This is a genomic window from Aeromonas sp. A600620 (assembly GCF_029479985.1).
Classification (GTDB): domain Bacteria; phylum Pseudomonadota; class Gammaproteobacteria; order Enterobacterales; family Aeromonadaceae; genus Aeromonas; species Aeromonas veronii_A.
Genome location: NZ_JAAKXB010000013.1, coordinates 67,195 through 92,665 on the forward strand (window position 1 = coordinate 67,195; position 25,471 = coordinate 92,665).

At 58.0% G+C, this 25,471-nt stretch carries 23 protein-coding genes; 7 read left to right on the plus strand and 16 right to left on the minus strand.

All coding sequences use genetic code 11. From position 1 onward, the window contains the following. Nucleotides 1-18 precede the first annotated feature (18 nt). The 3 genes from G5533_RS15685 to hpt all read right to left on the minus strand — a co-directional run bounded on the left by G5533_RS15685 (nucleotide 19) and on the right by hpt (nucleotide 2,348). Nucleotides 19-792, minus strand: coding sequence for an ABC transporter permease (locus G5533_RS15685; protein WP_236294737.1), 774 nt, complete (start codon nucleotides 790-792; stop codon nucleotides 19-21). Continuing rightward, nucleotides 789-1,706, minus strand: coding sequence for an ABC transporter ATP-binding protein (locus G5533_RS15690; protein WP_005354634.1), 918 nt, complete (start codon nucleotides 1,704-1,706; stop codon nucleotides 789-791). The genes G5533_RS15685 and G5533_RS15690 overlap by 4 nt, the downstream gene beginning before the upstream one ends. Nucleotides 1,707-1,817: 111 nt before the next feature. After that, complete coding sequence (hpt, locus tag G5533_RS15695) at nucleotides 1,818-2,348, minus strand: hypoxanthine phosphoribosyltransferase (RefSeq protein ID WP_005362861.1); 531 nt, start codon at nucleotides 2,346-2,348, stop codon at nucleotides 1,818-1,820. 201 nt (nucleotides 2,349-2,549) lie between these two features. Here hpt and G5533_RS15700 point away from each other — a divergent pair, with 201 nt between their 5' ends. Beyond that, complete coding sequence (locus G5533_RS15700) at nucleotides 2,550-3,164, plus strand: TetR/AcrR family transcriptional regulator (protein WP_042079938.1); 615 nt, start codon at nucleotides 2,550-2,552, stop codon at nucleotides 3,162-3,164. A gap of 72 nt (nucleotides 3,165-3,236) precedes the next feature. Here G5533_RS15700 and G5533_RS15705 read toward each other — a convergent pair whose 3' ends face one another. Together G5533_RS15705 and mpl are read right to left on the minus strand one after the other, a co-directional pair. Next, nucleotides 3,237-3,848 carry a flavin prenyltransferase UbiX gene (locus G5533_RS15705; RefSeq protein ID WP_128815641.1) on the minus strand — a complete coding sequence of 204 codons (612 nt, stop codon included), beginning with the start codon at nucleotides 3,846-3,848 and terminating at the stop codon, nucleotides 3,237-3,239. Continuing rightward, nucleotides 3,845-5,215 carry a UDP-N-acetylmuramate:L-alanyl-gamma-D-glutamyl-meso-diaminopimelate ligase gene (mpl, locus tag G5533_RS15710; RefSeq protein ID WP_118854605.1) on the minus strand — a complete coding sequence of 457 codons (1,371 nt, stop codon included), beginning with the start codon at nucleotides 5,213-5,215 and terminating at the stop codon, nucleotides 3,845-3,847. Before mpl ends, G5533_RS15705 begins: the two co-directional genes overlap by 4 nt. A 258-nt stretch (nucleotides 5,216-5,473) precedes the next feature. Here mpl and G5533_RS15715 point away from each other — a divergent pair, with 258 nt between their 5' ends. Further along, on the plus strand, nucleotides 5,474-6,175 hold the full coding sequence (locus G5533_RS15715; protein ID WP_421255532.1) for a phosphatase PAP2 family protein: 702 nt from the start codon (nucleotides 5,474-5,476) through the stop codon (nucleotides 6,173-6,175). A 69-nt stretch (nucleotides 6,176-6,244) separates the two neighbouring features. On the opposite strand, the gene galE is transcribed toward G5533_RS15715, so the two are convergent. The 7 genes from galE to barA form a co-directional block, all read right to left on the minus strand. Further along, complete coding sequence (galE, locus tag G5533_RS15720) at nucleotides 6,245-7,258, minus strand: UDP-glucose 4-epimerase GalE (RefSeq protein ID WP_421206921.1); 1,014 nt, start codon at nucleotides 7,256-7,258, stop codon at nucleotides 6,245-6,247. Between the two features lie 116 nt (nucleotides 7,259-7,374). Next, nucleotides 7,375-8,364, minus strand: coding sequence for an FAD-binding oxidoreductase (locus G5533_RS15725; protein WP_441255036.1), 990 nt, complete (start codon nucleotides 8,362-8,364; stop codon nucleotides 7,375-7,377). Nucleotides 8,365-8,475: 111 nt separating this feature from the next. Then, on the minus strand, nucleotides 8,476-10,125 hold the full coding sequence (hcp, locus tag G5533_RS15730; RefSeq protein ID WP_421206991.1) for a hydroxylamine reductase: 1,650 nt from the start codon (nucleotides 10,123-10,125) through the stop codon (nucleotides 8,476-8,478). A 289-nt stretch (nucleotides 10,126-10,414) separates the two neighbouring features. Further along, nucleotides 10,415-10,882: a Dps family protein gene (locus tag G5533_RS15735; RefSeq protein ID WP_441255038.1), complete on the minus strand. Its 468-nt coding sequence runs from the start codon at nucleotides 10,880-10,882 to the stop codon at nucleotides 10,415-10,417. 155 nt (nucleotides 10,883-11,037) lie between these two features. Next, nucleotides 11,038-11,925, minus strand: coding sequence for an N-acetylmuramoyl-L-alanine amidase (locus G5533_RS15740; protein ID WP_421307029.1), 888 nt, complete (start codon nucleotides 11,923-11,925; stop codon nucleotides 11,038-11,040). A gap of 34 nt (nucleotides 11,926-11,959) precedes the next feature. Further along, on the minus strand, nucleotides 11,960-12,439 hold the full coding sequence (locus G5533_RS15745; protein WP_421212630.1) for a DUF1456 family protein: 480 nt from the start codon (nucleotides 12,437-12,439) through the stop codon (nucleotides 11,960-11,962). An 89-nt stretch (nucleotides 12,440-12,528) separates the two neighbouring features. Continuing rightward, nucleotides 12,529-15,246, minus strand: a complete 2,718-nt coding sequence (barA, locus tag G5533_RS15750) for a two-component sensor histidine kinase BarA (RefSeq protein WP_421352891.1) — start codon at nucleotides 15,244-15,246, stop codon at nucleotides 12,529-12,531. Between the two features lie 153 nt (nucleotides 15,247-15,399). Here barA and rlmD point away from each other — a divergent pair, with 153 nt between their 5' ends. The 5 genes from rlmD to eno all read left to right on the plus strand — a co-directional run bounded on the left by rlmD (nucleotide 15,400) and on the right by eno (nucleotide 23,367). Further along, nucleotides 15,400-16,722: a 23S rRNA (uracil(1939)-C(5))-methyltransferase RlmD gene (rlmD, locus tag G5533_RS15755; protein ID WP_421313110.1), complete on the plus strand. Its 1,323-nt coding sequence runs from the start codon at nucleotides 15,400-15,402 to the stop codon at nucleotides 16,720-16,722. Nucleotides 16,723-17,112: 390 nt separating this feature from the next. Next, nucleotides 17,113-19,326 (plus strand): GTP diphosphokinase, encoded by a 2,214-nt coding sequence (relA, locus tag G5533_RS15760; protein ID WP_421266664.1) that lies wholly within the window; start codon nucleotides 17,113-17,115, stop codon nucleotides 19,324-19,326. A 73-nt stretch (nucleotides 19,327-19,399) separates the two neighbouring features. Further along, a complete protein-coding gene (gene mazG / locus G5533_RS15765) occupies nucleotides 19,400-20,197 on the plus strand; it encodes a nucleoside triphosphate pyrophosphohydrolase (RefSeq protein WP_350235759.1) in 798 nt (265 codons plus the stop codon). Nucleotides 20,198-20,338: 141 nt separating this feature from the next. Continuing rightward, nucleotides 20,339-21,976 carry a glutamine hydrolyzing CTP synthase gene (pyrG, locus tag G5533_RS15770; protein WP_005335584.1) on the plus strand — a complete coding sequence of 546 codons (1,638 nt, stop codon included), beginning with the start codon at nucleotides 20,339-20,341 and terminating at the stop codon, nucleotides 21,974-21,976. Nucleotides 21,977-22,065: 89 nt separating this feature from the next. After that, nucleotides 22,066-23,367: a phosphopyruvate hydratase gene (gene eno / locus G5533_RS15775; protein ID WP_005335583.1), complete on the plus strand. Its 1,302-nt coding sequence runs from the start codon at nucleotides 22,066-22,068 to the stop codon at nucleotides 23,365-23,367. A 123-nt stretch (nucleotides 23,368-23,490) separates the two neighbouring features. On the opposite strand, the gene G5533_RS15780 is transcribed toward eno, so the two are convergent. From G5533_RS15780 to G5533_RS15795, 4 genes are all read right to left on the minus strand, one after another. Beyond that, entirely contained in the window at nucleotides 23,491-23,976 is a 486-nt protein-coding gene (locus tag G5533_RS15780) for a GNAT family N-acetyltransferase (RefSeq protein ID WP_441255039.1), read from the minus strand. 110 nt (nucleotides 23,977-24,086) lie between these two features. Further along, nucleotides 24,087-24,377: a putative quinol monooxygenase gene (locus tag G5533_RS15785; protein WP_005335576.1), complete on the minus strand. Its 291-nt coding sequence runs from the start codon at nucleotides 24,375-24,377 to the stop codon at nucleotides 24,087-24,089. Nucleotides 24,378-24,420: 43 nt separating this feature from the next. After that, entirely contained in the window at nucleotides 24,421-24,783 is a 363-nt protein-coding gene (locus G5533_RS15790) for a MerR family transcriptional regulator (protein ID WP_429105314.1), read from the minus strand. Nucleotides 24,784-24,870: 87 nt separating this feature from the next. Next, nucleotides 24,871-25,329: a hypothetical protein gene (locus tag G5533_RS15795; RefSeq protein WP_227341368.1), complete on the minus strand. Its 459-nt coding sequence runs from the start codon at nucleotides 25,327-25,329 to the stop codon at nucleotides 24,871-24,873. Between the last annotated feature and the right edge of the window lie 142 nt (nucleotides 25,330-25,471).

A 25,471-nucleotide genomic window follows, 5' to 3' on the forward strand; every position in this document is an offset into this window, starting at 1 on the left:
AGGTGCCCGTTTTGGTCATCAGTGGCGCAGTCCGGTACCCCGGGAGATAAGCCACCAGGCCAGACCGTAGAGGGCCACGATAAAGCCGATGATGATGAGGTAGGCGGTGCCGAGTGGCACGTCGGAGATGCCGAGGAAGCCGTAACGGAACGCGTTCACCATGTAGATGATGGGGTTCACCTGGGAGACACCCTGCCAGAAGGGGGGCAGCAGGCTGATGGAGTAGAACACCCCACCCAGATAGGTGAGCGGTGTCAGCACGAAGGTGGGGATGATGCTGATGTCGTCGAAGGTCTTGGCAAACACCGCGTTGATAAGGCCACCCAGCGAGAAGAGGATGGCGGTCAGCAGCACGGTGAAGCAGACGCTGAACAGATGATGGATCTGCAGCGGCACGAAGAACAGCGACACCAGGGTGACGATAAGGCCGACACAGAGGCCGCGTGCCACGCCTCCGCCCACGTAACCGGCGATGATGACGTAGTTTGGCACCGGCGCGACCAGCATCTCCTCGATATTGCGCTGGAACTTGGCGCTGAAGAAGGAGGAGGCGACGTTGGAGTAGGAGTTGGTGATCACCGACATCATGATGAGGCCGGGCACGATGAACTCCATGTAGGTGAAGCCACCCATGTCACCGATGCGCGAACCGATCAGGTTGCCGAAGATGACGAAGTAGAGGCTCATGGTGATGGCCGGTGGCACCAGGGTCTGGATCCAGATCCGGGTAAAGCGGCTCACCTCCTTGGCCAGAATGCTCTTGAAGGCGATGTAATAGATGGCCAGATTCATGCTTTTCTCCCCTCTTCGACCAGATTGACGAACAGCTCTTCCAGTCGGTTGGCCTTGTTGCGCATGCTCACGACCTGCACCTGCTGGTTCGACAGCTGCTCGAACAGGCTGTTGAGTGACTGGCTCTTGTCGAGATCCACTTCAAGGGTGCGCTCATCCGGCATGCGGCCGTTGAACTCTGGCACTTCAGGTACGGCAGAACCTGGCGCAAGGTCGAGCAGGAAGGTCTCGCGACCCAGCTTGCCCAGCAGATTCTTCATGCTGGTGTTCTCGATCAGACGACCCTTATCGATGATGCCGATGTTGCGGCAGAGCATCTCCGCCTCTTCCAGATAGTGGGTAGTGAGGATGATGGTGACGCCCTGCTCGTTGAGATCCTTGAGGAAGGTCCACATGGAGCGGCGGATCTCGATATCGACCCCGGCGGTCGGTTCATCGAGGATCAGCAGCTTGGGCTCGTGCATCAGGGCGCGGGCGATCATCAGCCGGCGCTTCATGCCGCCGGAGAGGGTGCGGGCTGGCATGTCGCGCTTCTCCCACAGATCGAGCTGGCGCAGGTACTTCTCGGCGCGGATCTTGGCTTCTGCCTTGGGCACGCCGTAGAAGCCGGCTTGATGGGTGACAATCTGGATCACCTTCTCGAACTGGCTGAAGTTGAACTCCTGCGGTACCAGTCCGAGCTGGGCCTTGGCCTGTTCAAGGTCGCTGTCGATGTCGTAGCCAAACACCTTCACCTTGCCGGCGCTCTTGTTCACCAGCGAGCTGATGACGCCGATGGTGGTGGATTTGCCCGCGCCGTTCGGGCCTAGCAGGGCGAAGAAATCCCCCTGCCTGACGGTAAGATCGATGCCTTTAAGGGCTTCGACGCCCCCCTGATAGGTCTTTTTCAGGCCGCTGATTTCCAGTGCGTTCATTGCAACCTCTGTGATGGTTGAATCCGGCTCGATACAGAAAAGGCGGCCAAGGCCGCCTGCACAGAGTAAAGGGCGCAAGGCCGCTTCACCCGTGATATTCCTGAACCTGGCTTACTCCTGAGGTACCACTTTGCCGATAAACGGCAGGTTGCGGTACTTCTGGGCGTAGTCGATGCCACAGCCGACCACGAATTCGTCCGGAATGGCGAAGCCAATCCAGTCGACCGGCACCTGCACTTCGCGGCGGGAGGGTTTGTCCAGCAGGGTGCAGATGGCCAGGGATTTCGGCTCGCGCAGGGAGAGGATCTCGCGCACCTTGTTGAGGGTGTAACCGGTGTCGATGATGTCTTCCACGATCACCACATCCTTGCCCTTGATGTCATCGTCCAGGTCTTTGAGGATGCGGACGTCACGGGTGCTGTGCATGCCGGAGCCGTAGCTGGAGGCGGTCATGAAGTCCAGGGTGATGGGCAGCTTGCACTGGCGGCAGAGGTCGGCCAGGAAGATGCAGGAACCGCGCAGCAACGCAATCATCACGACTTCGTCAGAACCCTGATAGCGGGCGGTGATCTCTTCACCCAATTTGGCGATCCGGGCGGCTACTTCAGCCTCGGAGATCATCACCTCGACGGTGTGTTTCATCACTTACTCCCATAAGGCCAAAGGGGATTTGGCCGTTCATGAATATCAAAACCGATGATTCTACCACTCATGTTGAAGGGTGCTAGAGATACGTGGTGCTTTTATCGGCTTATTTTAATTGATAGAGTTAGCAGGCACTCAGGCATGATTAGTTAAAATACTATAAACACCATAATCAATAACTATTAGATGATAAAAACTATGGAACCACGCGCAGAAATAAGACGTCGTACCCGGCTGTCGCCGGAAGCTCGTCGCTCCCAATTGATGGAATGTGCCATCGAGGTGTTCTCCCGTCGCGGCATTGGCCGTGCAGGTCACGCCGAGATAGCCGAACAGGCCAAGGTCTCTGTGGCTACCGTCTTCAACTATTTCAACACCCGCGAGGAGTTGGTAGATGAGGTGCTGGCCGAGATCGAACGCTTTGTGAACCAGATGCTGTCGCAGGCATACGGTGACCAGGGCTCCATTTTCGACAAGATCCAGCGTCATGTACGCCTCTCTGTCGATGCCGCCTACGATCAACCGGATTATGCCGGTATCTGGCTGGAGTGGAGCTCATCGGTTCGGGAAGAGGTATGGCCCCGCTATACCCGGCTGCTCGATCACTGCCTTGAGCTGATCGCCAGCGAGCTGCAAACCGCCATGGATGCAGGGGAGATCACCAGCGTGCTGTCAGCACAGGATCTGGCCCGCTCTCTGACCGGTTTTGGCTATGTGATGATGCAGATGATCAATCAACCTCAGCGCCCGGCGCGCCAAGAGGTGACTGATTTCCTGTTCAAGTACGTGACGGCGCCAATTCAGGCTCGCTAACACGACTTAACGAAAAAACGGCGTCACTCATTGAGTGGCGCCGTTTTTTTATGGCCGAATGTGGCGGTCACCTCAGTGGTGGCCATAGCCCCAGCGGTGGGTCAGCTCATGCTCGACACCGAGATGATCGAGGATGCGGGCGACCATAAAGTCCACCAGATCCTCGATGCTTTTCGGCTCATGATAGAAACCGGGCGCGGCAGGCATGATGGTCACCCCGAGCCGTGCCAGTTTCAGCATGTTCTCCAGATGGATCGCCGAGAAGGGGGTTTCGCGGGGTACTAGGATCAGCTGGCCGCGCTCCTTGATCACCACATCCGCTGCCCGCTCTAGCAGGTTGTCCGAGGTACCGTTGGCAATGGCCGAGACTGTGCCCATAGAGCAGGGGCAGACCACCATCTGTTTGGGCGCGGCCGAGCCGGAGGCCACCGGCGAGAACCACTCCTCCTTGCCGCAGGCGACAATCTGCCCCTCCTTGGCGCCATATTGGCGACAAAGATAGGCAGAGAGCTCTTTCGGCGAGCCCGGCCAATCCTGTTGCTGCTCGGTCTTGAGTACCACACGAGCCGCCGATGAGGCGAGCAGGTAGACCCGATAGTCCGCCTGCACCAGACACTGGAGCAGGCGCAGGGCGTAGGGGGCGCCGGAGGCGCCAGTCAGCGCCAGGGTGATCGCGTTGTTCATAGTTCGCCGTGGTAATCCTTGAGGCGGGCGATCAGCTTGTCATGAATGCCACCGAAGCCGCCGTTGCTCATGATCAGAATATGGTCGCCATCGCGGCTCTCGGCCACCAGCCGGTTGATCAAGGTCTCCAGATCGTTGAATACCTTGGCCGGTCGGGTCATATGGGCCGTCACCTCGCCGAGATCCCAGCCGATGTTGGGGGGTTGGAAGAAGAACACCTCGTCGGCGCCATCGAAGCAGCCAGCCAGCTCCTCCTTGTGAACCCCCAGCTTCATGGTGTTGGAGCGTGGCTCCAGCACCGCCAGAATACGGGCTTCTCCCACCTTGGCGCGCAGGCCGCCGAGAGTGGTCTCGATGGCGGTGGGGTGGTGGGCAAAGTCGTCATAGACACTGATGCCAGCCACCTCGCCTTTGAGCTCCATCCGCCGTTTGGGGGATTTGAATTGGCAGAGCGCCGCAATACCGTGCTCCACCATGACACCAGCATGGCGGGCGGCCGCGATGGCCATCAGACCGTTGTTGACGTTGTGTTCGCCGATGCACTCCCAGTGCACCTCGCCCTGTTTTTCGCCATCCAGCCACACCTCGAAGGCGGAGCCGTCATCGGCCAGCTTGACCGCCTTCCACTTGGCGTCGTTCTGACCCACTAGCTCCACTTCGCTCCAGCAGCCCATCTTGCGTACGGCGGTGAGGTTGTCATCGGCTTGCGGGAACAGCACCCGGCCGTTGCTCGGCACGGTGCGCATCAGGTGGTGGAACTGGCGCTGGATGGCGGCGAGATCCGGGAAGATGTCCGCGTGGTCGAACTCCAGATTGTTCATCACCAGGGTGCGCGGATGGTAGTGGACGAACTTGGAGCGTTTGTCGAAGAAGGCGCAGTCATACTCGTCCGCTTCGATGACAAAGAAGGGGGCGGAGCCGAGACGAGCCGAGACCGGGAAGTTGCCCGGCACGCCGCCAATAAGGAAACCGGGCTCCAGCTTGGCGTACTCCAGCACCCAGGCCAGCATGCTGGCGGTGGTGGTCTTGCCATGGGTGCCGGCGACGGCAAGCACCCAGCGATCCTGCAGCACGTGCTCCAGCAGCCACTGGGGGCCGGAGATGTAGGGTAGATTGCGGTCCAGCACATATTCAACACAGGGGTTGCCGCGGCTCATGGCGTTGCCAATCACTACCAGATCCGGCGCCGGATCGAGTTGGGAGGGGTCATAGCCTTCGGTCAGTTCGATGCCCTGTTGCTCGAGCTGGGTACTCATGGGGGGATAGACGTTGGCATCCGAACCGGTCACCCGGTAACCAAGCTGTTTTGCCAACACCGCCAGACCACCCATAAAGGTGCCGCAGATCCCGAGAATGTGAATATGCATACCGCTTCCTTTCGCAGTAAAGGGAAGTGCGCATTCTAGGGGGTGTTGCGGTGGTGGCACAAGCCGCACTCATGGTGAGAGGCCCACAGATGCAGCACCGAAGGCAGAAATCTTGGCGCTGTTGGGGTGTGTGAGGCTTGAATGGATTTTTGGGTTTTATTTGAAGCTTGATATTATGTCGCACTTTCTTACAATTCTTCGGTTTTGTGACGCACTTTACAGTTTTACGATATTGCCCTTTTCCAAAGGAGAGTCCCCATGGGCAAGTTCCTGCTTTGCTATCTGGTCGGTGGTCTGGTGGCCATCAGTTGGGCTGCGCTGCCCGCTCATGGTCCCTGGGATCAGTGGGACCTCGCGATTTTTCACACCGTTAACGGCTGGCTCGGCCAGTCGGCTCTGTGGGCCGATCTGGTGGCTATCACCAATAACCGGCTGTTCGATCTGGCGGTGCTGGCCTGTATGGGGCTGATCCTGGCCCGCTGTTTCTTTGCCCGGGATCTGGCGGGTCGTCGCCAACTGGTAGCGATGGGCATAGTGATGCTGCTGAGTGCTCTGGTGATCAACCAGCTTGGTCACCGATTGCCGGTGGAGCGACCCAGTCCGACCCTGATGGTGGCCGATGCGCTGCGGGTGACCCAGATCAGCGCTATTCCGACCAAGGACTCTTCCGGTGATAGCTTCCCGGGGGATCACGCCCTGTTCCTGATGATCTTTGCCGGTTTTGCCCTGCGCTATCTGCCGCGCTGGGCGGGAGTCACCGCATTGCTGATAGTGCCGATCTTTTCCGCGCCGCGCATTCTGGCTGGCGCTCACTGGTTTACCGATGTCTATGTCGGCGCGTTGGGGCTGGCGACCCTCTGTCTGCCCTGGTTGCTGCTGACCCCGCTGGCGGATCGGCTGATAGAGCGCCTCGCCCCCCGATTGGCCCGTGTGCCGCTGTTGCGCAGTCAGACCCACTGATTGAACGTCGCAAAATAAAACGCCCCGACATGAAAATGTCGGGGCGTTTTGTTATCAACCCGCGAGAGATCAGCCTTGATAGCCGTTCGGGTTGTTGCTTTGCCAGCGCCAGGTATCGACCATCATCTGCTCCAGACCGCGCTCTGCCTGCCAGCCCAGCTCGGAACGGGCCAGCGTCGGCTCTGCCCAGCACTCGGCGATGTCGCCCGGGCGACGGGGTTTGATCTGGTAGGGAATGGGTCGGCCGCTGGCCGCTTCAAACGCCTTGACCATCTCCAGTACCGAGTAGCCTTGACCTGTACCCAGGTTGTAGGTGAAGACACCGGTGTCGCTCTTGATGCGTGCCAGCGCTTTGAGGTGACCGATGGCGAGATCCACCACATGGATGTAGTCGCGCACGCCGGTGCCATCCGGGGTCGGGTAGTCGTTGCCAAATACCCCCAGCTCCTTGAGCTTGCCGACACCCACCTGGCTGATATAGGGCAGCAGGTTGTTGGGGATACCGTTGGGATCTTCACCAATCAGGCCGCTCTCGTGGGCGCCGACCGGGTTGAAGTAACGCAGCAGTACGATAGCCCAGCGGGGATCGGATTTGGCGAGATCGCGCAGGATCTCCTCCACCATCAGCTTGGAGCGACCATAGGGGTTGGTGGCGCTGGTGGGGAAATCTTCCCGCAGCGGTACCGAGGCGGGATCGCCATAGACGGTGGCCGAGGAGCTGAATACCAGCCGGAACACGCCGGCCCTGGCCATCTCTTCGCACAGCACCAGAGTGCCGCTGATGTTGTTCTGGTAGTAGGTGAGCGGGATCTGGCTCGACTCCCCGACCGCCTTGAGGCCGGCGAAGTGGATGACCGATTCGATCTGGTGGTTGGCGAACAGCTGCTGCAGGCAGGCTCTGTCCAGCACATCCCCTTCGACGAAGGTGACCGGTTTACCGGTGATCTGCTCGACCCGCTTGAGTGACTCCGGTGAGGAGTTGGAGAGGTTGTCGAGTACCACGACCTGCTGCCCCGCGCCGAGCAGCTCAACCAGGGTGTGGGAGCCGATATAGCCAGCGCCCCCTGTGACCAGTATTGTCATTTTTTATCCCGTGTTCTGGTGAAACTGGGGCCGAGTCTAGCGCCCCTGTCTACTTGGGAAAAGGTTGGGATACCGATGACGCCTTCACCGCACCTCACAAAAGCCTGCACCACGCCTCAATAATCGAGACTGATATCCCCTTTCGCGGTGCAGGAGCAGGCTAGAGCAACGCCGCTCTCCAGATCCTGAGCACTTAAGGTCATCACGCTCTGGCGCTCGATGTCACCTGTGGTGGTGCAACGACAGCTGCCACATACCCCGGCGCGACAAGCCGCCATTATGGTTTCGCCCGCCGCTTCCAGCGCCGCCAGCAGGGTCTGACCCGGCAGGATTTTCACTTTCTTGCCGCTCTTTTTCAGGGTCAGCCAGAAGTGGTCGCTGGTGGTCTTGATGGGCTCTGCGGGAGGAAGACCGAAGGACTCCTGATGCAGCTGCTCCGGCGGCAATCCCAGCTTCGTCAGCATGGTTCTGACCGCCGCCATATAGGGGGCCGGACCGCAGAGATAGACATGGCGTTCGTGAAGGTCTGGGGCCAATTCGGCCAGCATGGCTGGGGTGAGTCGGCCAATCCAGGGGTGATCTGCTGGGGCCTCTTCCAGAATCAGGGCATGACGTACGCCTGAATGAGCCGCTGCCAGCGTATCCAAGTCCTCTGCGAAGATCACATCTGCTGGCGAGCGGGCGCTGTGAATAAAGCGGATATCGGCATCCGGCCGTTTGGCCAGCTCGTCCCGTAACATGGACCACATGGGGGTAATGCCGGAACCGGCACTGAGCAGCAGTGGCCGTTCGCAAGGCAAGGTGGTCAGGTTGAAATCGCCGAACGGACCATCGGCCCGGATCTTGTCTCCCACCTGCAAGGTCTGGTGAAGATGGCGAGAGACCCGTCCCACATCCTTGATGGTGACCTGCCAGCATGCATCCTGCGGGCTGGAGGAGAGGGTATAGGCGCGGCACTCCGGCTGGCCGTCTATCTCGGTGTGCAGGGTGATGCACTGGCCAGCCAGTACGGGTGGGAGGCTGCCGGAAAGCGGCGCCAGCTGCCAGCTCACGACGTCGTGGGTGCTCTGTTGGCGGCCAATGCAGGTGAGCGTGAGAGAGGTCATCACAAGGCTCCTTAGGTTTGAAACGGTTCGAAAAACGTCTGGTGAAAAAGCCGGATCCAGAAAAAAGGCGAGCCGGGCGGCTCGCCAAACGCTTACAACATGAGGTGCCGATCAGGCCGCCAGGATCTCGGCCAGGTCAGCCTCGGCCGTGGTGGTTCCTTTCAGGCCGAACTGCTCTTCTAGCACCTTGAGCAGGGCCGGGGTGAGGAAGGCGGGGGCGGTCGGGCCGGTACGAATGTCCTTCACCCCGAGGGAGAGCAAGGTGAGCAGAATGACGATGGCTTTTTGCTCGAACCAGGAGAGCACCAGCGTCAGCGGCAGATCGTTGACCCCGCACTCGAACGCCTCGGAGAGTGCCAGCGCCAACTGAATGGCGGAGTAGGCATCGTTGCACTGGCCCACGTCCAGCAGACGGGGAATGCCGCCGATGTCGCCAAAGTCGAGCTTGTTGAACTTGTACTTGCCGCAACCCAGGGTGAGCAGCAGGCTGTCGCGCGGCGCCGCCTTGGCAAACTCGGTGAAGTAGGCGCGCTCGGCCTTGTCACCGTCACAGCCACCCACCAGGAAGAAGTGGCTGATCTCTCCGGCTTTGACCTTCTCAATCACCGCGGGGGCGGCCTGCATCAGGGCGTTGCGGGCAAAGCCGATGGTGATGAAGTGCTCGAGCTCAACGTGCTTGAAGCCTTCCAGCGCTTGGGCCTTGGCGATCACGGCGGAGAAATCATCCCCCTCCAGATGGGTGACGCCCGGCCAGCCGACGATGGAGCGGGTAAAGATGCGATCCGAGTAGTTGCCCACATTCGGGTCGATGATGCAGTTGGAGGTCATCACCACGGCGCCCGGGAAGTTGGCAAACTCCTTCTGCTGGTTTTGCCAGGCGGAGCCGTAGTTGCCCACCAGATGGGGGTACTGCTTGAAGAAGGGGTAGGCCAGCGCGGGCAGCATCTCGCCGTGGGTGTAGACATGAATGCCGGTCCCTTTGGTCTGCTCCAGAATGAGCTTGAGATCCATCATGTCGTGGCCGGAGACCAGAATGCACTTGCCGGGGAGCGGCGTGACCCTGACCCGGGTCGGCTCCGGATGGCCGAAGGCGCTGGTTTCACCGAGATCCAGCATCTCCATGATTTTGAAGTTGAGCTGACCGATCTCCATGGCACAGCTGAACAGCCGACCCATTTCGCTCGGGTCTGTGCTTAGCCAGCTCATGATGCGGTGGAATTCGGCGGCCACCTCGTCACTCTGCTGATCCAGCACCCGGGCGTGCTCCATGTAGGCGGCGGCGCCCTTGAGGCCGTAGAGGCAGAGCAGACGCAGCCCCATGATGTCTTCGTTTACCTCGTTCTTGCCCCGATTGGGGGCGGCTGGTGCGGCATGGGCAAGTTGCTCCAGCAGCTCGGCACCGGGTTCGAAGTAAGCGGAGTGTGGCAAGTCTTTGACCTGCACCGCCATGGTGCTCAGACGATCGGCCAGCTGCTGGCGATAGGCGAGGGCCAGATTGACATAGGCCACGATGCGATTCGAGTCGAAGTTGACGTTGGTGAGGGTAGCGAAGAAGGCCTTGGGCACGAAGGCATCGATTTCGCGATCTATGATGCCCTGCTCACGGGCGGCCAGCGCCCAAGCGCTGAGCCCCTGCAGGGTATAGATCAGTACATCCTGCAGATCCGAGGTTTCAGCCGTCTTGCCGCACATACCTTGTGCGTAGGCACAGCCGTTGCCAGCCGGGGTACGAATTGTCTGTTCACATTGCACACAAAACATCATGCCTCTCCTAATTGGACATTTCAGTTGTCTGTTTTGTGGCGATTCTATTCCTCTCGCGAAAAACTTAATAGGCATTCAATTTGCCAATTAAGATTCCCTTGATGCAGATCAAAAACAAAAAAAGCCGCCCAAACAGGGCGGCAAGCGGGTGGATAAAAGGAGAGACAACTCAGGTTTGCAACAGAACATAACAATCAGACGGATTGGGCCGTGGTCTGGTCAGGAGCTTTCGGCCCGGTACTTACTCAAGCCAGCATACGTACGCTGTAGTCGGCTTGGTTCACTATCAGGCCAGATAAGCGCGCAGCATCCAGACCAGTTTTTCCTGCTGCTGCACATAGTCGGAGAGGATGGAGGCTGTGCCCTCATCACCGGCTTCGGCGGCCTGACCCAGAATACGGCGCTGGGCGACCAGCAGTTCACGGAAGCTCTCCAGCAGGGATTCGACACAGGCGCGGCCATCGTGCAGCCCTTTTTGCTCCGGGATGGCAGAGACTTTCAGGTATTCAGTGAAGCTGTGCATTGGCACGCCATCCAGGGTCAGGATCCGCTCGGCCAGTGCATCGACTTTCAGCAGCAGGTCGTTGTAAATCTCTTCAAATTTCAGGTGCAGTTCGAAGAACTGGTTGCCACGGATATTCCAGTGGAAGCCGCGCACGTTCATGTAGAGGATCTGGTAGCTGGCCAGCAATTTGTTCAACTCGGCTGCCAGGGCTTGTGATTGAGCAGTATCAAGACCAATCGGGCTTTTCATCATTCACCTCCAGATTTGGAAATCGGTTTGAAATTCTCTTTCGGAACGCAGTCAGAGTAACGCCTTGCAAAATGCAGGGACAATTGCTTGTGCCTAACTGTTTGATAGCTAACGGCTATCAAACAGTACGCAGCAACAGGGGCAATGGATGAGTATTAGGGGAAGTATTTCTCGAGCAGCGCCATCAGGATGGCCTGGCACTCGCGGTCCGGTTCGCTATTGACCTTGCTGGCGCGAAAGTGGAGCTGAAAGGCGCCCATGACGGCGCGGCTCTGCTCATCCCACTGGCCAGTCTGGGGCAGGCCATAGCCATAGCGGGCCAGCTGTTGTTGCCACATGGCCGCATCCCAGTCGGGCAAGGGGCTGGCCAGCAACTCAGCCACCCGACCTTCATCGGGCCAGGCGCCGACTCCGTACGTCAGATAGAGCTGGCGCCAGGGGAAGTGGGGGCCGGGATCCTGCTTGCGCTCGGGGGCGACATCGCTGTGGCCCAGCACCTGGGTCGGTGGAATCTGGTAGCGGGCGACCAGCTCCCGGCTGAGGGCGCCGACGGCAGCAATCTGCTGCGGGGTATAGGGTTGCCAGCGGCGAGCATGGGGTGCCAGCGGCTCATCTTCTGCTGGATAGCCGAGGTTGACGATCTCGATGCCAAGGGAGCTGGCATTGAGCCCGGCATATTGGTGCCAGCGGCTGCGTCCCGCATGCCAGGCGCGCGCGCTGTCCGGCACCAGCTGATAGACCGGTAGCGGGGTCTCGTGGCTGTCGCGGGGGATCAGGTAGTGGGCGCTCACCTTGTGCTCCGGCTCGGTCAGCAGGCGCAAGGAGTTGGCATCGTCTTCGTCGGTGTAGTGGAGGATCAAAAAGGCGATCCGCTCGTTCAGGTTGGCGCTCTGATAGCGGGTCGAGAGCCGGTACTCGGATGGGGTACAACCACCCAGCAGCAGAACCAGTGGCAGAAAAAAGAGGGGAAGAAGACAGCGCCAGCGCCATCCCCCTGCGACAGCCAGTCTGCTGAACGTGGGAGGAGTGAGTCGCTGGCACATGTCGAAGGCCCTGTCTGGTCAGTCGCGCGGCTGGTTAGCCGCGGTATTTGGCCGTGAGACCGATCAGGAAGTTGCGCAGGATCTGATCCCCGCAATCCTGATAGTGCTTGTGATCCTTGGAGCGGAACAGGGCACTGAGCTCGGACTTGGAGAGGTTGAAGTCGGCGAGCTTGAGGGTGCCGAGCATATCCTCTTCCTTGAAGTTGAGACCGATGCGCAGCTTGCGCAGGATCATATTGTTGTTGATCCGGTTCGGGATCACCTGGGCCGGTGCATCTTCCCGCCCGCCGCGGCGCGCGATGATGAAACCGTCGAGGAACTGGCTCAGGGCCGAGTCGGGACAGGCAACATAGCCTGCCTCTTGCTCTTCACCTTCCGCCGCCTCTTTCATCAACCAGCTGTGCAGTTGGGCGTGAGTGACCGTCAGGTTGCCCTTGGCAAACATCTCGACCATCTGGTCGTTGCTGATGGTGAGGGCGTAGCGCAGACGGCGCAGAATATCGTTGTTGGTCATGCTGACTCCTGTGTAAACGGCGCAACTTTACCATCTGGCAGCCCTCGCGTCAGAAAAAGCGGGGGCCGATACAGTTCAGGTCAAGCTCATCAAGCCTTGCCGAGATAGCGGGGCGCCTCCTGGCGCACCAGTTCCAGCGCATCTTGCAGCTCCAGCAGCTCGGGTTCCAGCTCGCTGACCGGCACGCCGTCACGCAGCTGTTGCTCCAGCTGGGAGAGCAGCCGTTGCAGCCCCGGCACACCGGAATAGGCACAGCCACCGTTGAGGCGATGGAGCTGGGCCAACACTTCGCTATCTTCAATTTCGCCAGCCAGCGCGCTATCCAGCACTGGCTCGACCTCGTCGAAACTGGCCAGCAGCATGGTCAGCATCTCTTTGGCGAGATGCTCTTTCCCTGCCGCTTGCCGCACCGCCAGTGCCCAGTCGATCTGTTGGGCACCATTATTCTGGTGGCGGCGATGGGCAAAGTCGGTGATGAGCTGGGCCAGCATGCTCTCGTCGATGGGCTTGGCCAGGTAGTCGTCCATCCCCTGCCGGATCAGCCGCTCCCGTTCGCCGGGGATGGCGTGTGCGGTCACCGCCACGATCGGGGTGGTGGTGTTGAGGGACTGGTTGCGGATCGCCTGGGTGGCACTGATGCCATCCATGATCGGCATCTGGATATCCATGAAGATGATGTCGAACGGTTGGCTTTGTGCCTGCTTGACCGCCTCCTTGCCGTTTTTGCACACCACCACCTGACTCACCATCTCCTTGAGCATGGCGGCGATCAGTTTGAGGTTGGCGGCGTTGTCATCCACCGCCAGCACCTTGATTGGCTGCAACTGGCGCGGTGCAGGCTGGGCGGGCAGCTTCTGGCGGCTCGATTCCGGCGAGAGCAGGGCGTGCAGCAGCTTGCGGTGGTTGACCGGTTTGGAGAGACAGTGCTGGGCGCCATGGGCCAGCATCGCTTCATAGAGCGCCGGCTCGTGGCTGCTGAGCAGCACTATGGTGTTCTGCTGCTGGCCGTTCAGTCTGTCGAGACGGCCGATCACCTGCTGCGGCGTATGCAGGGTGCTGCTGCCGATGATCACCATCTCCTGCTCGCTCATCTCGGGCCAGGGATCATCGCTGGTCAGTGGGTGCACGTCGAGGCGCCACTCCGCCAGCAGGGCGAGCAGAGAGGCTTGCGCGAAGGGATCCGGTTCCAGCAGCCAGAGCCGTTTGCCACGGATCCGATCCAGCGGCAGTTGATCGGTCTGGGGCAGGGGGGAGACCTCCACATCCAGACTGAACGAGAAGATGGAGCCTTTGCCGAGTTCCGATTCGAAGCGGATCTGGCCGCCCATCTGCTGCACCAGCTTCTGGGTGATGACGAGGCCCAGGCCCGTGCCGCCATAACGGCGAGAGATGGAGGAGTCGGCCTGATTGAAGGCCTGGAAAAGCTGATGTTGCTGCTCTTGGGAGATGCCGATGCCGGTATCACGGATCTGGACGTTGAGCCTCACCTTGTGGTTGCCACTGCCGGTCTGCTCGATATGGACATCCACGTTGCCCTGTTCGGTGAACTTGATGGCGTTGCCGGTGAGGTTGGTCAGCACTTGTTGCAGACGCATGGGGTCGCCGGTGAGGTAGTCCGGCACATCGGCATCCACCCGCAGGGAGAGCTCCAGCTGCTTGTCGTGGGCGCTGGGGCCGAGCAGGTGCATGGTCTCGTTGAGGGTGTCGCGCAGGCTGAACGGGATATGCTCCAGCTGCAGCTTGCCCGCTTCCAGCTTAGAGAAGTCGAGGATGTCGTTGATGATGCCAAGCAGGTTGCGCGCCGACTTCTCGATGGTCTGCATGTAGTCGGTCTGGCTCGGGGTCAGGCTGGTTTTCAGCAGCTGGCGGGTAAAACCGATGACCCCGTTGAGCGGGGTACGCAATTCGTGGGACATGTTGGCCAGAAACTCCGACTTTACCCGCGCCGCCTCCTGCGCCCGCTTCTTGGCCATGTCGAGCTCGACGTTCTGGATCTCGATCTGCTCCAGGGTTTCGCGCAGGTCAGAGGTGGCCTGATCGATATTCTGCTGCATCTCTTCGTGATATTCGGAGAGCGCCTTGGCCATGGCGTTGATGCCGTTTTTCAGCATATCCAGCTCGCCGGTGAGCTGGCCGCTGACCCGGGTATCGAGCCGCCCCTCCCTGATCTTGTGCACCGCCTGCACCATGTTGGTGATGGGCTGGGTCACGCTCTTGACCAGACGGAAGCCAAACAGGGTACTGAAGGCGACCCCGATGAGCACCATGATCACCGCAAAGAAGGTGTCGCGGTACTGCAGCAGCATGGCCCTATCGGTCGCCATCTGCATCGAGATGTAGCCGATCATCGGCGGCTCTACATCGCTGGGCAGCGGGAAGCCATCCAGACTGGTTTCAGCCTGGATCGGGGTGCGCAAAATGATGTCGTCCCCCTGAAACGTCACGCTGGTCAGATCCGGAATAGGCTCGCCATCGGGCAGCCTGAGTCGGGTGAAATCCCGGTGATAGTTCGAGGTGACGAACAGCTGGTTGTCCTGGGTGAAGACAGCGATGGACTTGATGAAGGGGGAGTTCTTGCGGTGGGTCAGGCCAATCAGCCGCTTGAGGGATTCGCGACTGTGCTGGGTCATCCCGTATTCACTGGCGATTGCCAGTGGTTCGATGATGTTGATCCCCTGATCAATGAGGTTGTTTTCCAGCTGCTGGTAGCGGTGGAAGGTGAAGTAACCGGCCATCAGGCCACCGATGATCAGGGTCGGCAGGATGGTGAAGGCGAGAACGCGTGCTCTCAGGCCATATTTGGTCATACGAACAGGCCACCAGTGAACAGGGTTGGCGATAGGGTTGATGGCAATACACGGGCTCTGTGGCCGTATTTGGTCATACTATTATTCTTGTGGGACAATACCCGGCAGCAGATTCCACAATCATGACATAGCCACCTATAGGCACCAAGTTTTATGGCCCAGTTTTTCAAGCCCCAAAAGAAGTCCACCCAGCTCCAACGCATTGAATTTACGATAGACACCCTCGATCACCATTGCGTCGGTATCGGTCGCCATCAGGGCAAGGCGATCTTTGTCGAAGGGGCACTGCCTGGCGAGACCGTCAAGGCACGCATCACCGAAGAGAAAAAGCAGTATGGTCACGCCGCCTTGCAGCAGGTGGTGACCCCGGCAGCCAACCGTATCGCCCCCTTCTGCAGCCACTATCGCGAGTGCGGCGGTTGCAGTGCCCAGCACATGTCGGTTGCCGATCAGCAAGCCGCCAAGGCGGCCGGACTGGTCAGCCTGTTCGAGCGGTTGGGCAACATCAAGGCACCGGCGCTGGAGCCGGTACTGACCGGTGAAGATCGCGCCTACCGCCGGGTTTGTCGTCTGGCCATCAAATTTGACAAGAACGGTCGCTGCACCCGGGTCGGTTTCCGCCGCCGTAACAGCAACGATCTGGTGGAGATCGACGGTTGCCCTGTGCTGGCCGAGCCGCTCTCTGCGCTGATTGCCCCGCTGCGTGAGTGCCTCAATCGCCTCAAGAGCCAGCGCGAGCTGGGCCATGCGGAGCTTATCCAGGCCGAGCAGGGGATCATGATGCTGCTGCGCCACACCGGCCGCCCCAATGAGGCGGATCGCGCCCTGCTGGTGGAGTTTGCAAAAGCGCAGGGGATCGACCTCTATCTGCAAGCGGCCGATGATCGCATCGAAGCGCTGCAGCAACAATTTTCCCCATCCTACTCGCTGGATGGCCTGTCTCTTGCATTTGTCCCCGGTGATTTCATTCAGGTCAACGGCCCCATCAACCAGAGCATGGTTGAGCAGGCGCTGACATGGCTCGGGGCGAGCAAGGATGACAAGGTGCTCGATCTCTTCTGCGGCATAGGCAACTTCACCCTGCCGCTGGCCCGTCAGGCTCGCGAAGTGGTGGGTGTGGAAGGTGAACTGGCCATGGTGCAGCGGGCCGAAGAGAACGCCCGTCGCAACGGCATCAGCAATGCCCGTTTCTACAAGGCCGACCTGAGCGATGACATTGTCGGCATGTCCTGGGCGCGGGAAGGGTTTGATCTGGTGCTGCTGGATCCGGCTCGTCCCGGCGCGCTGGAAGTGATGGGACACGTCGTGAAACTTTCACCCAAGCGGGTGGTCTACGTCTCCTGTAACCCGGTCACCCTGGCGCGGGACAGTCAGGTGCTGGTGAAAGGGGGTTATCGTCTGGTGCGCCTCGGCATGCTCGACATGTTCCCTCACACCGGTCATCTGGAGTCCATGGCGCTGTTTGAACGGGAGTAAATGACTCATCAGTTCGGCGATACCGGATAGGTCATCCGGCATGTTTGTTACTCTTTGAGCAGGTGTGTATATGAAGTAATCCTGCTCATCGGTACGGCGATGCGGATATGTAATCTGGCATGTCTGCGGCTGTTTGAGCGGGTGTGTATATGAAGTAATCCTGCTCATCAGTACGGCGATGCAGATATGTAATCTGGCGTGTCTGCGGCTGTTTGAGCTGGTGTGATTGGGGTAATCTAGACCCTCGTCGTTCGGCAGGGCCTGTTGGCGCGCTCTATTGTCTTTCTGGACAATATGCCTTGAAAAGTGCGCTGGATATCCCCATTTGAGGCAATCTCATGAGGGGAGAAAGTGACAGCTTTCGGCCCGATAATTTAAAGGATTGATACCATGGTTGCGGTTCGCGATATTCATTTGAAAGACAACTTCACTTTGGAGGAGTGGGTCAGCTCGCTCACCCTGAGTGACAGTGACAAGGAGCAGTTGCGAACCGTCTACCAGTATTGCCTGACGTTGGGCGACGAGGCCCTCACCAGCAAGCTGCTGGTGCGCGGCATCGAGATGGTGGGCATCCTGCTGATGCTCAGCATGGATCTCGGTACTCTCAAGGCCGCCATCATCTACCCCTTTGTCGAAGCCGGTCTCATCAGCCAGGAGCGGATGGACGAGGACTTCGGGCCCAAGATCGCCAAGCTGGTGGAAGGGGTGCTGGAGATGGAGGCCATCCGCTCCCTGCAGACCCTCCATCGCAGCGAAACCTCGCCGGAGCAGGTCGACAACGTGCGCCGCATGCTGCTCGCCATGGTCGAGGATGTGCGCGCCGTGGTCATCAAGCTGGCCGAGCGGATCGCCTGCCTGCGGGAAGCGAAAAAGGCGGATGAAGAGACCCGGGTGCTGATGGCCCAGGAGATCACCAACATCTATGCGCCGCTCGCCAACCGGCTCGGTATCGGTCAGCTCAAGTGGGAGCTTGAAGATCTCGCCTTCCGCTACCTGCACCCGGAAACCTACAAGCAGATCGCCAAACAGCTGGATGAGAAGCGGCTCGATCGGGAGCGCTACATTCAGGAATTTGTGCGCTCCCTGCGCGATGCGCTGAAAGAGGCGGGGGTCGAGGCCGAGGTCTACGGCCGGCCGAAACACATCTACAGCATCTGGCGCAAGATGCAGAAGAAGCATCTCGAATTCAACGAGCTGTTCGACGTGCGCGCGGTGCGGGTGGTAACCAAGCGGCTGCAGGATTGCTATGCGGCGCTCGGCATCGTCCACACCCACTTCCACCACATTCCCCGCGAGTTTGACGACTACGTCGCCAACCCCAAACCCAACGGCTATCAGTCGATCCACACGGTAGTGGTGGGGCCGGAGGGCAAGACGGTCGAGATCCAGATCCGTACCGACCAGATGCATCAGGATGCCGAGCTCGGCGTCGCTGCCCACTGGCGCTACAAGGAGGGTCCGCAGGCTGGCGGCAAGGCCAACACCTTCGAAGACAAGATCGAGTGGCTGCGCAAGCTGCTCGCCTGGCAGGAGGATCTCTCCGAGAGTGGCTCGTTGCTGGAAGACCTGCGCAGTCAGGTGTTCGAGGACCGGGTCTATGTCTTCACCCCGAAAGGGGATGTCATCGACTTGCCGGCGGGCGCCACCCCGCTCGACTTTGCCTATCACGTGCACAGCATGATCGGCCACCGCTGCATCGGTGCCAAGATTGACGGCCGCATCGTGCCGTTCACCTATGCGCTGCAGACTGGGGATCAGGTGGAGGTGATCACCCAGAAGGAGCCGAACCCGAGCCGCGACTGGATGAACCCCAACGCCGGCTTCCTGCGCTCCAGCCGGGCGCGGGCCAAGGTGGCGACCTGGTTCAGAAAGCTGGATCGGGACAAGAATATCGTGGCCGGTCGCGAGCTGTTCGAGAAGGAGCTGGATCGCCACAACCTCAGCATGTCCAAGATCGACAAGGGCAACATGCTGCGCCGCTTCAATCTGGAGAGCACCGACGATCTGCTGGCCGGTATCGGCAGCGGCGATATCCGCATCAACCAGGTGCTCAACTATCTCGACACCTGTTACAACAAGCCGACGGCGGAAGAGGAAGATCGCCGCCTGCTGGAGAAGCTGGAGCAGAAGGCCAATGCGCCGATGCGCCACAAGCCCAAAGACCATATCGTGGTGGAAGGGGTCGGCAACCTGATGACCCATATCGCCCGCTGCTGCCAGCCCATTCCGGGGGACTCCATTCAGGGCTTTATCACCATGGGGCGCGGCGTTTCGATCCACCGGGAAGATTGTGAGCAGCTCAAGGAGTTGTCACGGCGCAACCCTGAGCGGCTGATCGATGCGGTGTGGGGGGAGAACTACTCCGGCGGCTATGGCCTCACCATCCGGATCATCTCCAACGATCGCTCCGGCCTGCTGCGCGATATCACTACCGTGCTGGCCAACGAGAAGATCAATGTGATGGGGGTGCGCTCGCGCTCCAACGTGCGCGAGCAGACTGCCGAGATCGACATGGAGCTGGAGATTTACAACATCAACGCCTTCAACCGGGCGTTGGCCAAGCTCAGTCAGCTTAACGACGTGATCAGCGCCAAGCGGCTTTGATATCGAACCGACCGGCCCCAGTGGCCGGTCTGCATTTACGACCCTTTTTGAACGAATCGAAAGCGAATATCCCATGTCCCAACGTTATGACCTCTCTCAATTGCTCGATATCATGGCTCGCCTGCGCGATCCGCAAAACGGCTGCCCCTGGGATCTTAAACAGGACTTCCAGACCATAGTGCCGCACACTCTGGAAGAGGCCTACGAAGTGGCCGATGCCATCGAGACCGAAGATTGGCAGGGGCTGAAAGGGGAGCTGGGGGATTTGCTGTTTCAGGTGGTGTTTTACGCCCAGCTGGGTAAAGAGCGGGGCTTGTTCGACTTTGCCGATATCGTCGATACGGTGAGCGAGAAACTCATTCGCCGTCATCCCCATGTTTTTTCCGATGCAGACCTTGCCAACGAGCAGGCGGTAAAAGCGAACTGGGAGGCGGAAAAAGCCAAAGAACGAGCGGCCCTCGACAAAGAGAGTGTGCTGGACGATATCCCGCTCTCGCTGCCAGCCCTGACCCGCGCCGCCAAAATTCAGAAACGTTGCGCCACCGTCGGTTTTGACTGGAAGACGTTGGGGCCTGTGGTGGACAAGATCCACGAAGAGATCGACGAGGTGATGGAAGAGGCATTGATGGCCGATGTGGACGAGGCGCGGGTGAGCGACGAGCTCGGCGACCTGTTGTTTGCCACCGTCAATCTGGTGCGTCATCTGGGCAAGGATCCGGAGCAGGTGCTGCGCGGTGCCAACGCCAAGTTCGAACGTCGTTTTCGTCAGGTTGAGCAGATAATCGCCGCAGAAGGCTTGAAAATGACCGATTGCACCCTCGAAAAGCTCGATGCCGCCTGGGATAAGGCGAAGGAAACCGAGCAAAGTTGATTTGGCGCAAGATGGGGGGGCGGTGAGCCTGATAGATTTTTGCTCATTGTTTGGGAGAGGGGTTTTTGGTATACTGTTTCCCCGTCCTGCTTCATCCCCGAAGCACCCCTTAAAATTCCCTAAACTTCTTTCAGGTTCAGCATGACGACCAAATATATTTTTGTTACTGGTGGCGTTGTTTCATCCCTCGGCAAAGGCATTGCCGCAGCTTCTCTGGCAGCCATTCTGGAAGCCCGTGGTCTGGATGTGACCATCATGAAACTGGACCCGTACATCAACGTGGATCCGGGCACCATGAGCCCGACCCAGCATGGTGAAGTGTTCGTAACCGAGGACGGGGCCGAAACCGATCTGGATTTGGGCCACTACGAGCGTTTCATCCGCACCAAGATGACCCGTCGCAACAACTTTACCACCGGCCGTATCTACGCCGACGTACTGCGTAAAGAGCGTCGTGGTGACTATCTGGGCGCCACCATTCAGGTTATCCCGCACATCACCAACGCCATCAAAGAGCGGGTGATTGCCGGTGCCGAAGGCCATCAGGTTGCCATCGTCGAAGTGGGCGGTACTGTGGGTGACATCGAGTCCCTGCCGTTCCTCGAAGCCATTCGTCAGCTGGCTGCCGAAGTGGGCCGCAACAATGCCATGTTCATGCACCTGACGCTGGTTCCTTACCTGGCTGCTGCCGGTGAAGTGAAGACCAAGCCGACCCAGCACTCCGTCAAAGAGCTGCTCTCCATCGGTATCCAGCCGGATGTGCTGATCTGCCGCTCCGACCGTGCCATTCCGGCCAACGAGCGCGCCAAAATTGCCCTGTTCTGCAACGTGCCCGAGCGCGCCGTCATCTCCATGAAAGACGTCGACTCCATCTACAAGATCCCGGCACTGCTCAAGTCCCAGAATCTGGACTCCTACTTCACCGAGCGTTTCGGTCTGGAGTGCAAAGAGGCTGACTTGTCCGAGTGGGAACAGGTTATCTACGAAGAGGCCAACCCGACTGGTGAAGTGACCATCGGTATGGTCGGCAAGTACGTCTCCCTGCCGGACGCCTACAAGTCCGTCAACGAGGCGCTCAAGCACGGTGGTCTGAAGACCCGTCACTCCGTCAACATCAAGTACATCGACTCTCAGGATATCGAGACCCGTGGCGCCGAGCTGCTGGAAGGTTTGGACGCGATCCTGGTGCCGGGTGGCTTCGGTGAGCGTGGTGTGGAAGGCAAAATTCTGGCTGCCCAGTATGCCCGCGAGAACAAGATCCCCTACCTGGGTATCTGCCTCGGCATGCAGGTTGCCATGATCGAATTCGCTCGCAACGTCGCGGGTATGGAAGGGGCTCACTCCTCCGAGTTCAAGAAAGATTGCGCGTACCCGGTCGTCGGCCTCATCACCGAGTGGGTGGATGAAGAGGGCAACGTCGAGACCCGTACCGAGAAGTCTGATCTGGGCGGTACCATGCGTCTGGGTTCCCAGCTCTGCCACCTGGTCGAAGATTCCAAGGTGCGTCAGATGTACGGCAGCCCGACCATTTACGAGCGTCACCGTCACCGTTACGAAGTCAACAACAAGCTGCTGCCGCAGATTGAAGCGGCAGGTCTGAAAGTGACCGGTCTCTCCGCCGACAAGAAGTTGGTGGAAATCATCGAGATCCCGGATCACCCCTGGTTCGTGGCTGCGCAGTTCCACCCGGAGTTCACCTCTACTCCTCGTGATGGCCACGCTCTGTTCGCCGGTTTTGTGAAGGCGGCAGGCGAGTATCAGAAGCGTAATTTGAAGTAATTGAAAATAAATGCGGTTGGGGCACTGTGCCACAGCCGCTTTTTTTGGCATATTTTTGTTGTTTTTTTACGAAACCTGAGGAAATACACATGTCCAAGATCGTTAAAGTGATCGGTCGTGAAATCATCGACTCCCGTGGTAACCCGACCGTTGAGGCCGAAGTTCACCTGGAAGGTGGTTTTGTTGGTATGGCAGCCGCTCCGTCTGGCGCGTCCACCGGTTCCCGCGAAGCGCTGGAACTGCGTGACGGCGACAAGAGCCGTTTCCTGGGTAAAGGCGTGCTGAAAGCCATCGAAGCCGTAAACGGCCCGATCGCTCAAGCTCTGCTGGGTAAAGATGCCAAGGACCAGGCCACCGTTGACCAGATCATGATCGACCTCGACGGTACCGAGAACAAATCCAAGTTCGGCGCCAACGCCATCCTGGCTGTTTCCCTGGCTAACGCCAAAGCTGCCGCTGCTGCCAAAGGCATGCCGCTGTACGCCCACATCGCCGAGCTGAACGGCACCCCGGGTGTTTACTCCATGCCGCTGCCGATGATGAACATCATCAACGGTGGTGAGCACGCCGACAACAACGTCGACATCCAGGAGTTCATGATCCAGCCGGTTGGCGCCAAGACCCTGAAAGAAGCCGTTCGCATGGGCGCAGAAGTGTTCCACAACCTGGCCAAAGTGCTGAAGTCCAAGGGCTACAACACTGCAGTTGGTGACGAAGGTGGTTTCGCTCCGAACCTGAAATCCAACGCCGAAGCGCTGGAAGTTATCGCTGAAGCCGTTGCCGCTGCCGGTTACAAACTGGGCACCGACATCACCCTGGCTATGGACTGCGCTGCTTCCGAGTTCTACGACGCAGAGAAGAAAGAGTACAACCTGAAAGGCGAAGGTCGTGTCTTCACCTCCAACGGTTTCTCCGACTTCCTGGCTGACCTGACCACCAAGTTCCCGATCGTCTCCATCGAAGATGGCCTGGACGAATCTGACTGGGAAGGCTTCGCCTACCAGACTGCTGAACTGGGCAAGAAAATCCAGATCGTGGGTGACGACCTGTTCGTAACCAACACCAAGATCCTGAAGCGCGGTATCGACAACGGCATCGCCAACTCCATCCTGATCAAGTTCAACCAGATCGGTTCCCTGACCGAAACTCTGGCTGCCATCAAGATGGCCAAAGACGCTGGCTACACTGCAGTCATCTCCCACCGCTCCGGTGAGACCGAAGATGCTACCATCGCCGACCTGGCTGTTGGTACCGCTGCTGGCCAGATCAAGACCGGTTCCATGAGCCGTTCTGACCGTGTTGCCAAGTACAACCAGCTGATCCGTATCGAAGAAGCTCTGGGTGCCAAAGCTCCTTTCCGCGGTCTGAAAGAAGTTAAAAACCAGGCTTAATTTGCTGGTTTGCCAGCCTCGGCTGGAATGAAAAAAACCGGAACCCTTGGGTTCCGGTTTTTTTATGCCTGATCCTTGCCACAACGCCCTGAGAGGCGAGGGCGTTGTGCCTCTGGTATCGGGTCAGACAAAGGGGAGCGTGCGCTGATAGCGCCCTGCATGCGCCCTGAATCCCAGTTTTTCAAACAGGGCGATAGAGCGGACGTTATCTGCATCGATATCTGCGGTGAGGCTGGTGACTCCCAGTGTGCTGGCGTGGGCGAACAGCAATCCCAGCGCTTCCGACATAAACCCTCTGCGCCAATAGGCCGCATTGAGCAGGCAGCCCACCTCGCAGCTGTGGCCCGCCTCGCTGAAACTGTGCAGGCCGCAGGTACCGATCACCTTGTTGCCCTCCCGCTCGACAATCGCCCACTCCAGCGACTTCCCCGTTTGCTCCAGCCGTACCACGCTCGCCATCATCTGCGCCACCATGGCGGGAGAGGTAAAGCAGGGATCAGAGGCAAACTCCATGGTCAGCGGATTGCCATAAATCTCGAACAGATCGGCAGCATCCTGCGGGCCAATGGTGCGCAGCACAATCCGAGTGCCGGTTAAGTCAGGCTTCATTTATCTCCTTGGCGCATTCGCCAAACAGTGATTGGCTGTGATTGCAAATGGAGTCAGACACCGACTGGTGGCCGTCGGTGTCTGATGGTAACTAGATCTGTACAAGCGAGTTAAAGCATATCCGTCACAAAGTACTGCACCACCTCTGTCAAGTCATGCTTCAGATACTCTTGCGTGTGAGCTTGTTCAAAGTGATATTTGAAATCATCTTCGCTGTTAAACCTTTCCCACAGCAAGAAACGGCTCTTATCATCTACACATTGATGAAGTGTGAAAATAGAGCAACCAGGCTCTTTTAGAGTCTCTTCGCAAAGTTCTTTCAAGTGTTGGCGAGCTTTATCGATGTTTTCAGGAACTTTGACCTTTAGCTCGGCAGTAATGTAATAACCGGGATTAAACATAAATGACTCCTTTCAATGGAATCTGCACGCTAATCCCTCGAGTTCACTCTAGGTCAAGCATTTTTTGGTCGTAGGCATCTATTTTGTAAAGCACAATATTCAGTTCACCATTGAGTCTTGTTATCTCTTGTTCAAGGTTGGTTTTATGAGCGACAAGCAAAGACTTCCTTTCTGACAAGGTTGTAGAGCCGGCTTGGCGTAGCTTGGCAAATGACTTTATTTCCGCTAGCGGCATTCCGGTAGACTTTAAACGTTTAATCCAGGTTAACCATTCAATATCTGTTTTATCGAAAATACGTTGGCCGGATTCATTTCTACGGATATTCAGTAATAGTCCTTCTTTCTCATAATATCGCAGTGTATGAATGGAAATATTTGTCATCTCTGCGACTTCAGAAATCTTCATGATATCTCCATGAAATTTTATATGAGGTTAAACGGCGGAATGATAAGAAGTCGTGAAATTAACTAAAAAATATAAAGGTGGAGTTGGTTACGCATTATTTTTGAGTGCTTTGTTACTTTGTAGCCTGGCATCTATTTTATTCGAAAAATCTGAAAAGCCATCCAAGTCAAAAGGGGCATAGATTTTCTTGCGACTGTTGGTGCGAATAACCAGGCAATTTACTATTAGTAACATTTCCATGCTCACACCGATCATCTCTGTATAGGGTATGGATACTTTCCGGAAAAAGCGGTTTCTACCTATCACGTCCTCATTTCTTAGTTCGACAGAAAACAATCTGGAGGCTTGAGCCATTGCGAATAATACAACGAAGGATGCTAGCAGGATTTTTAAATATTGGTAAAAGAGCCAAGAGCCCAACTCCATGTCGAGTTGGGTTTTGTATGTACTGAGTGCAACAAACCCGGCAAAAATAAAAGTGATAAATATAAAGAACCGCTTGCTCATGGAGAGTAATGGTTGTTTCCAATTTAATGAATATTTCATTGTCTATTCCAGTTGGATTAAAATAACATCTACTTAATCAGTGAATGGCAGCGGATCTCTACCTTGTCAGGGAAATTTACCATAGAGATATTGAATTTTCCGGATTTTTTTTGGCTGGTATATTCGCGATTCGCACCTACGG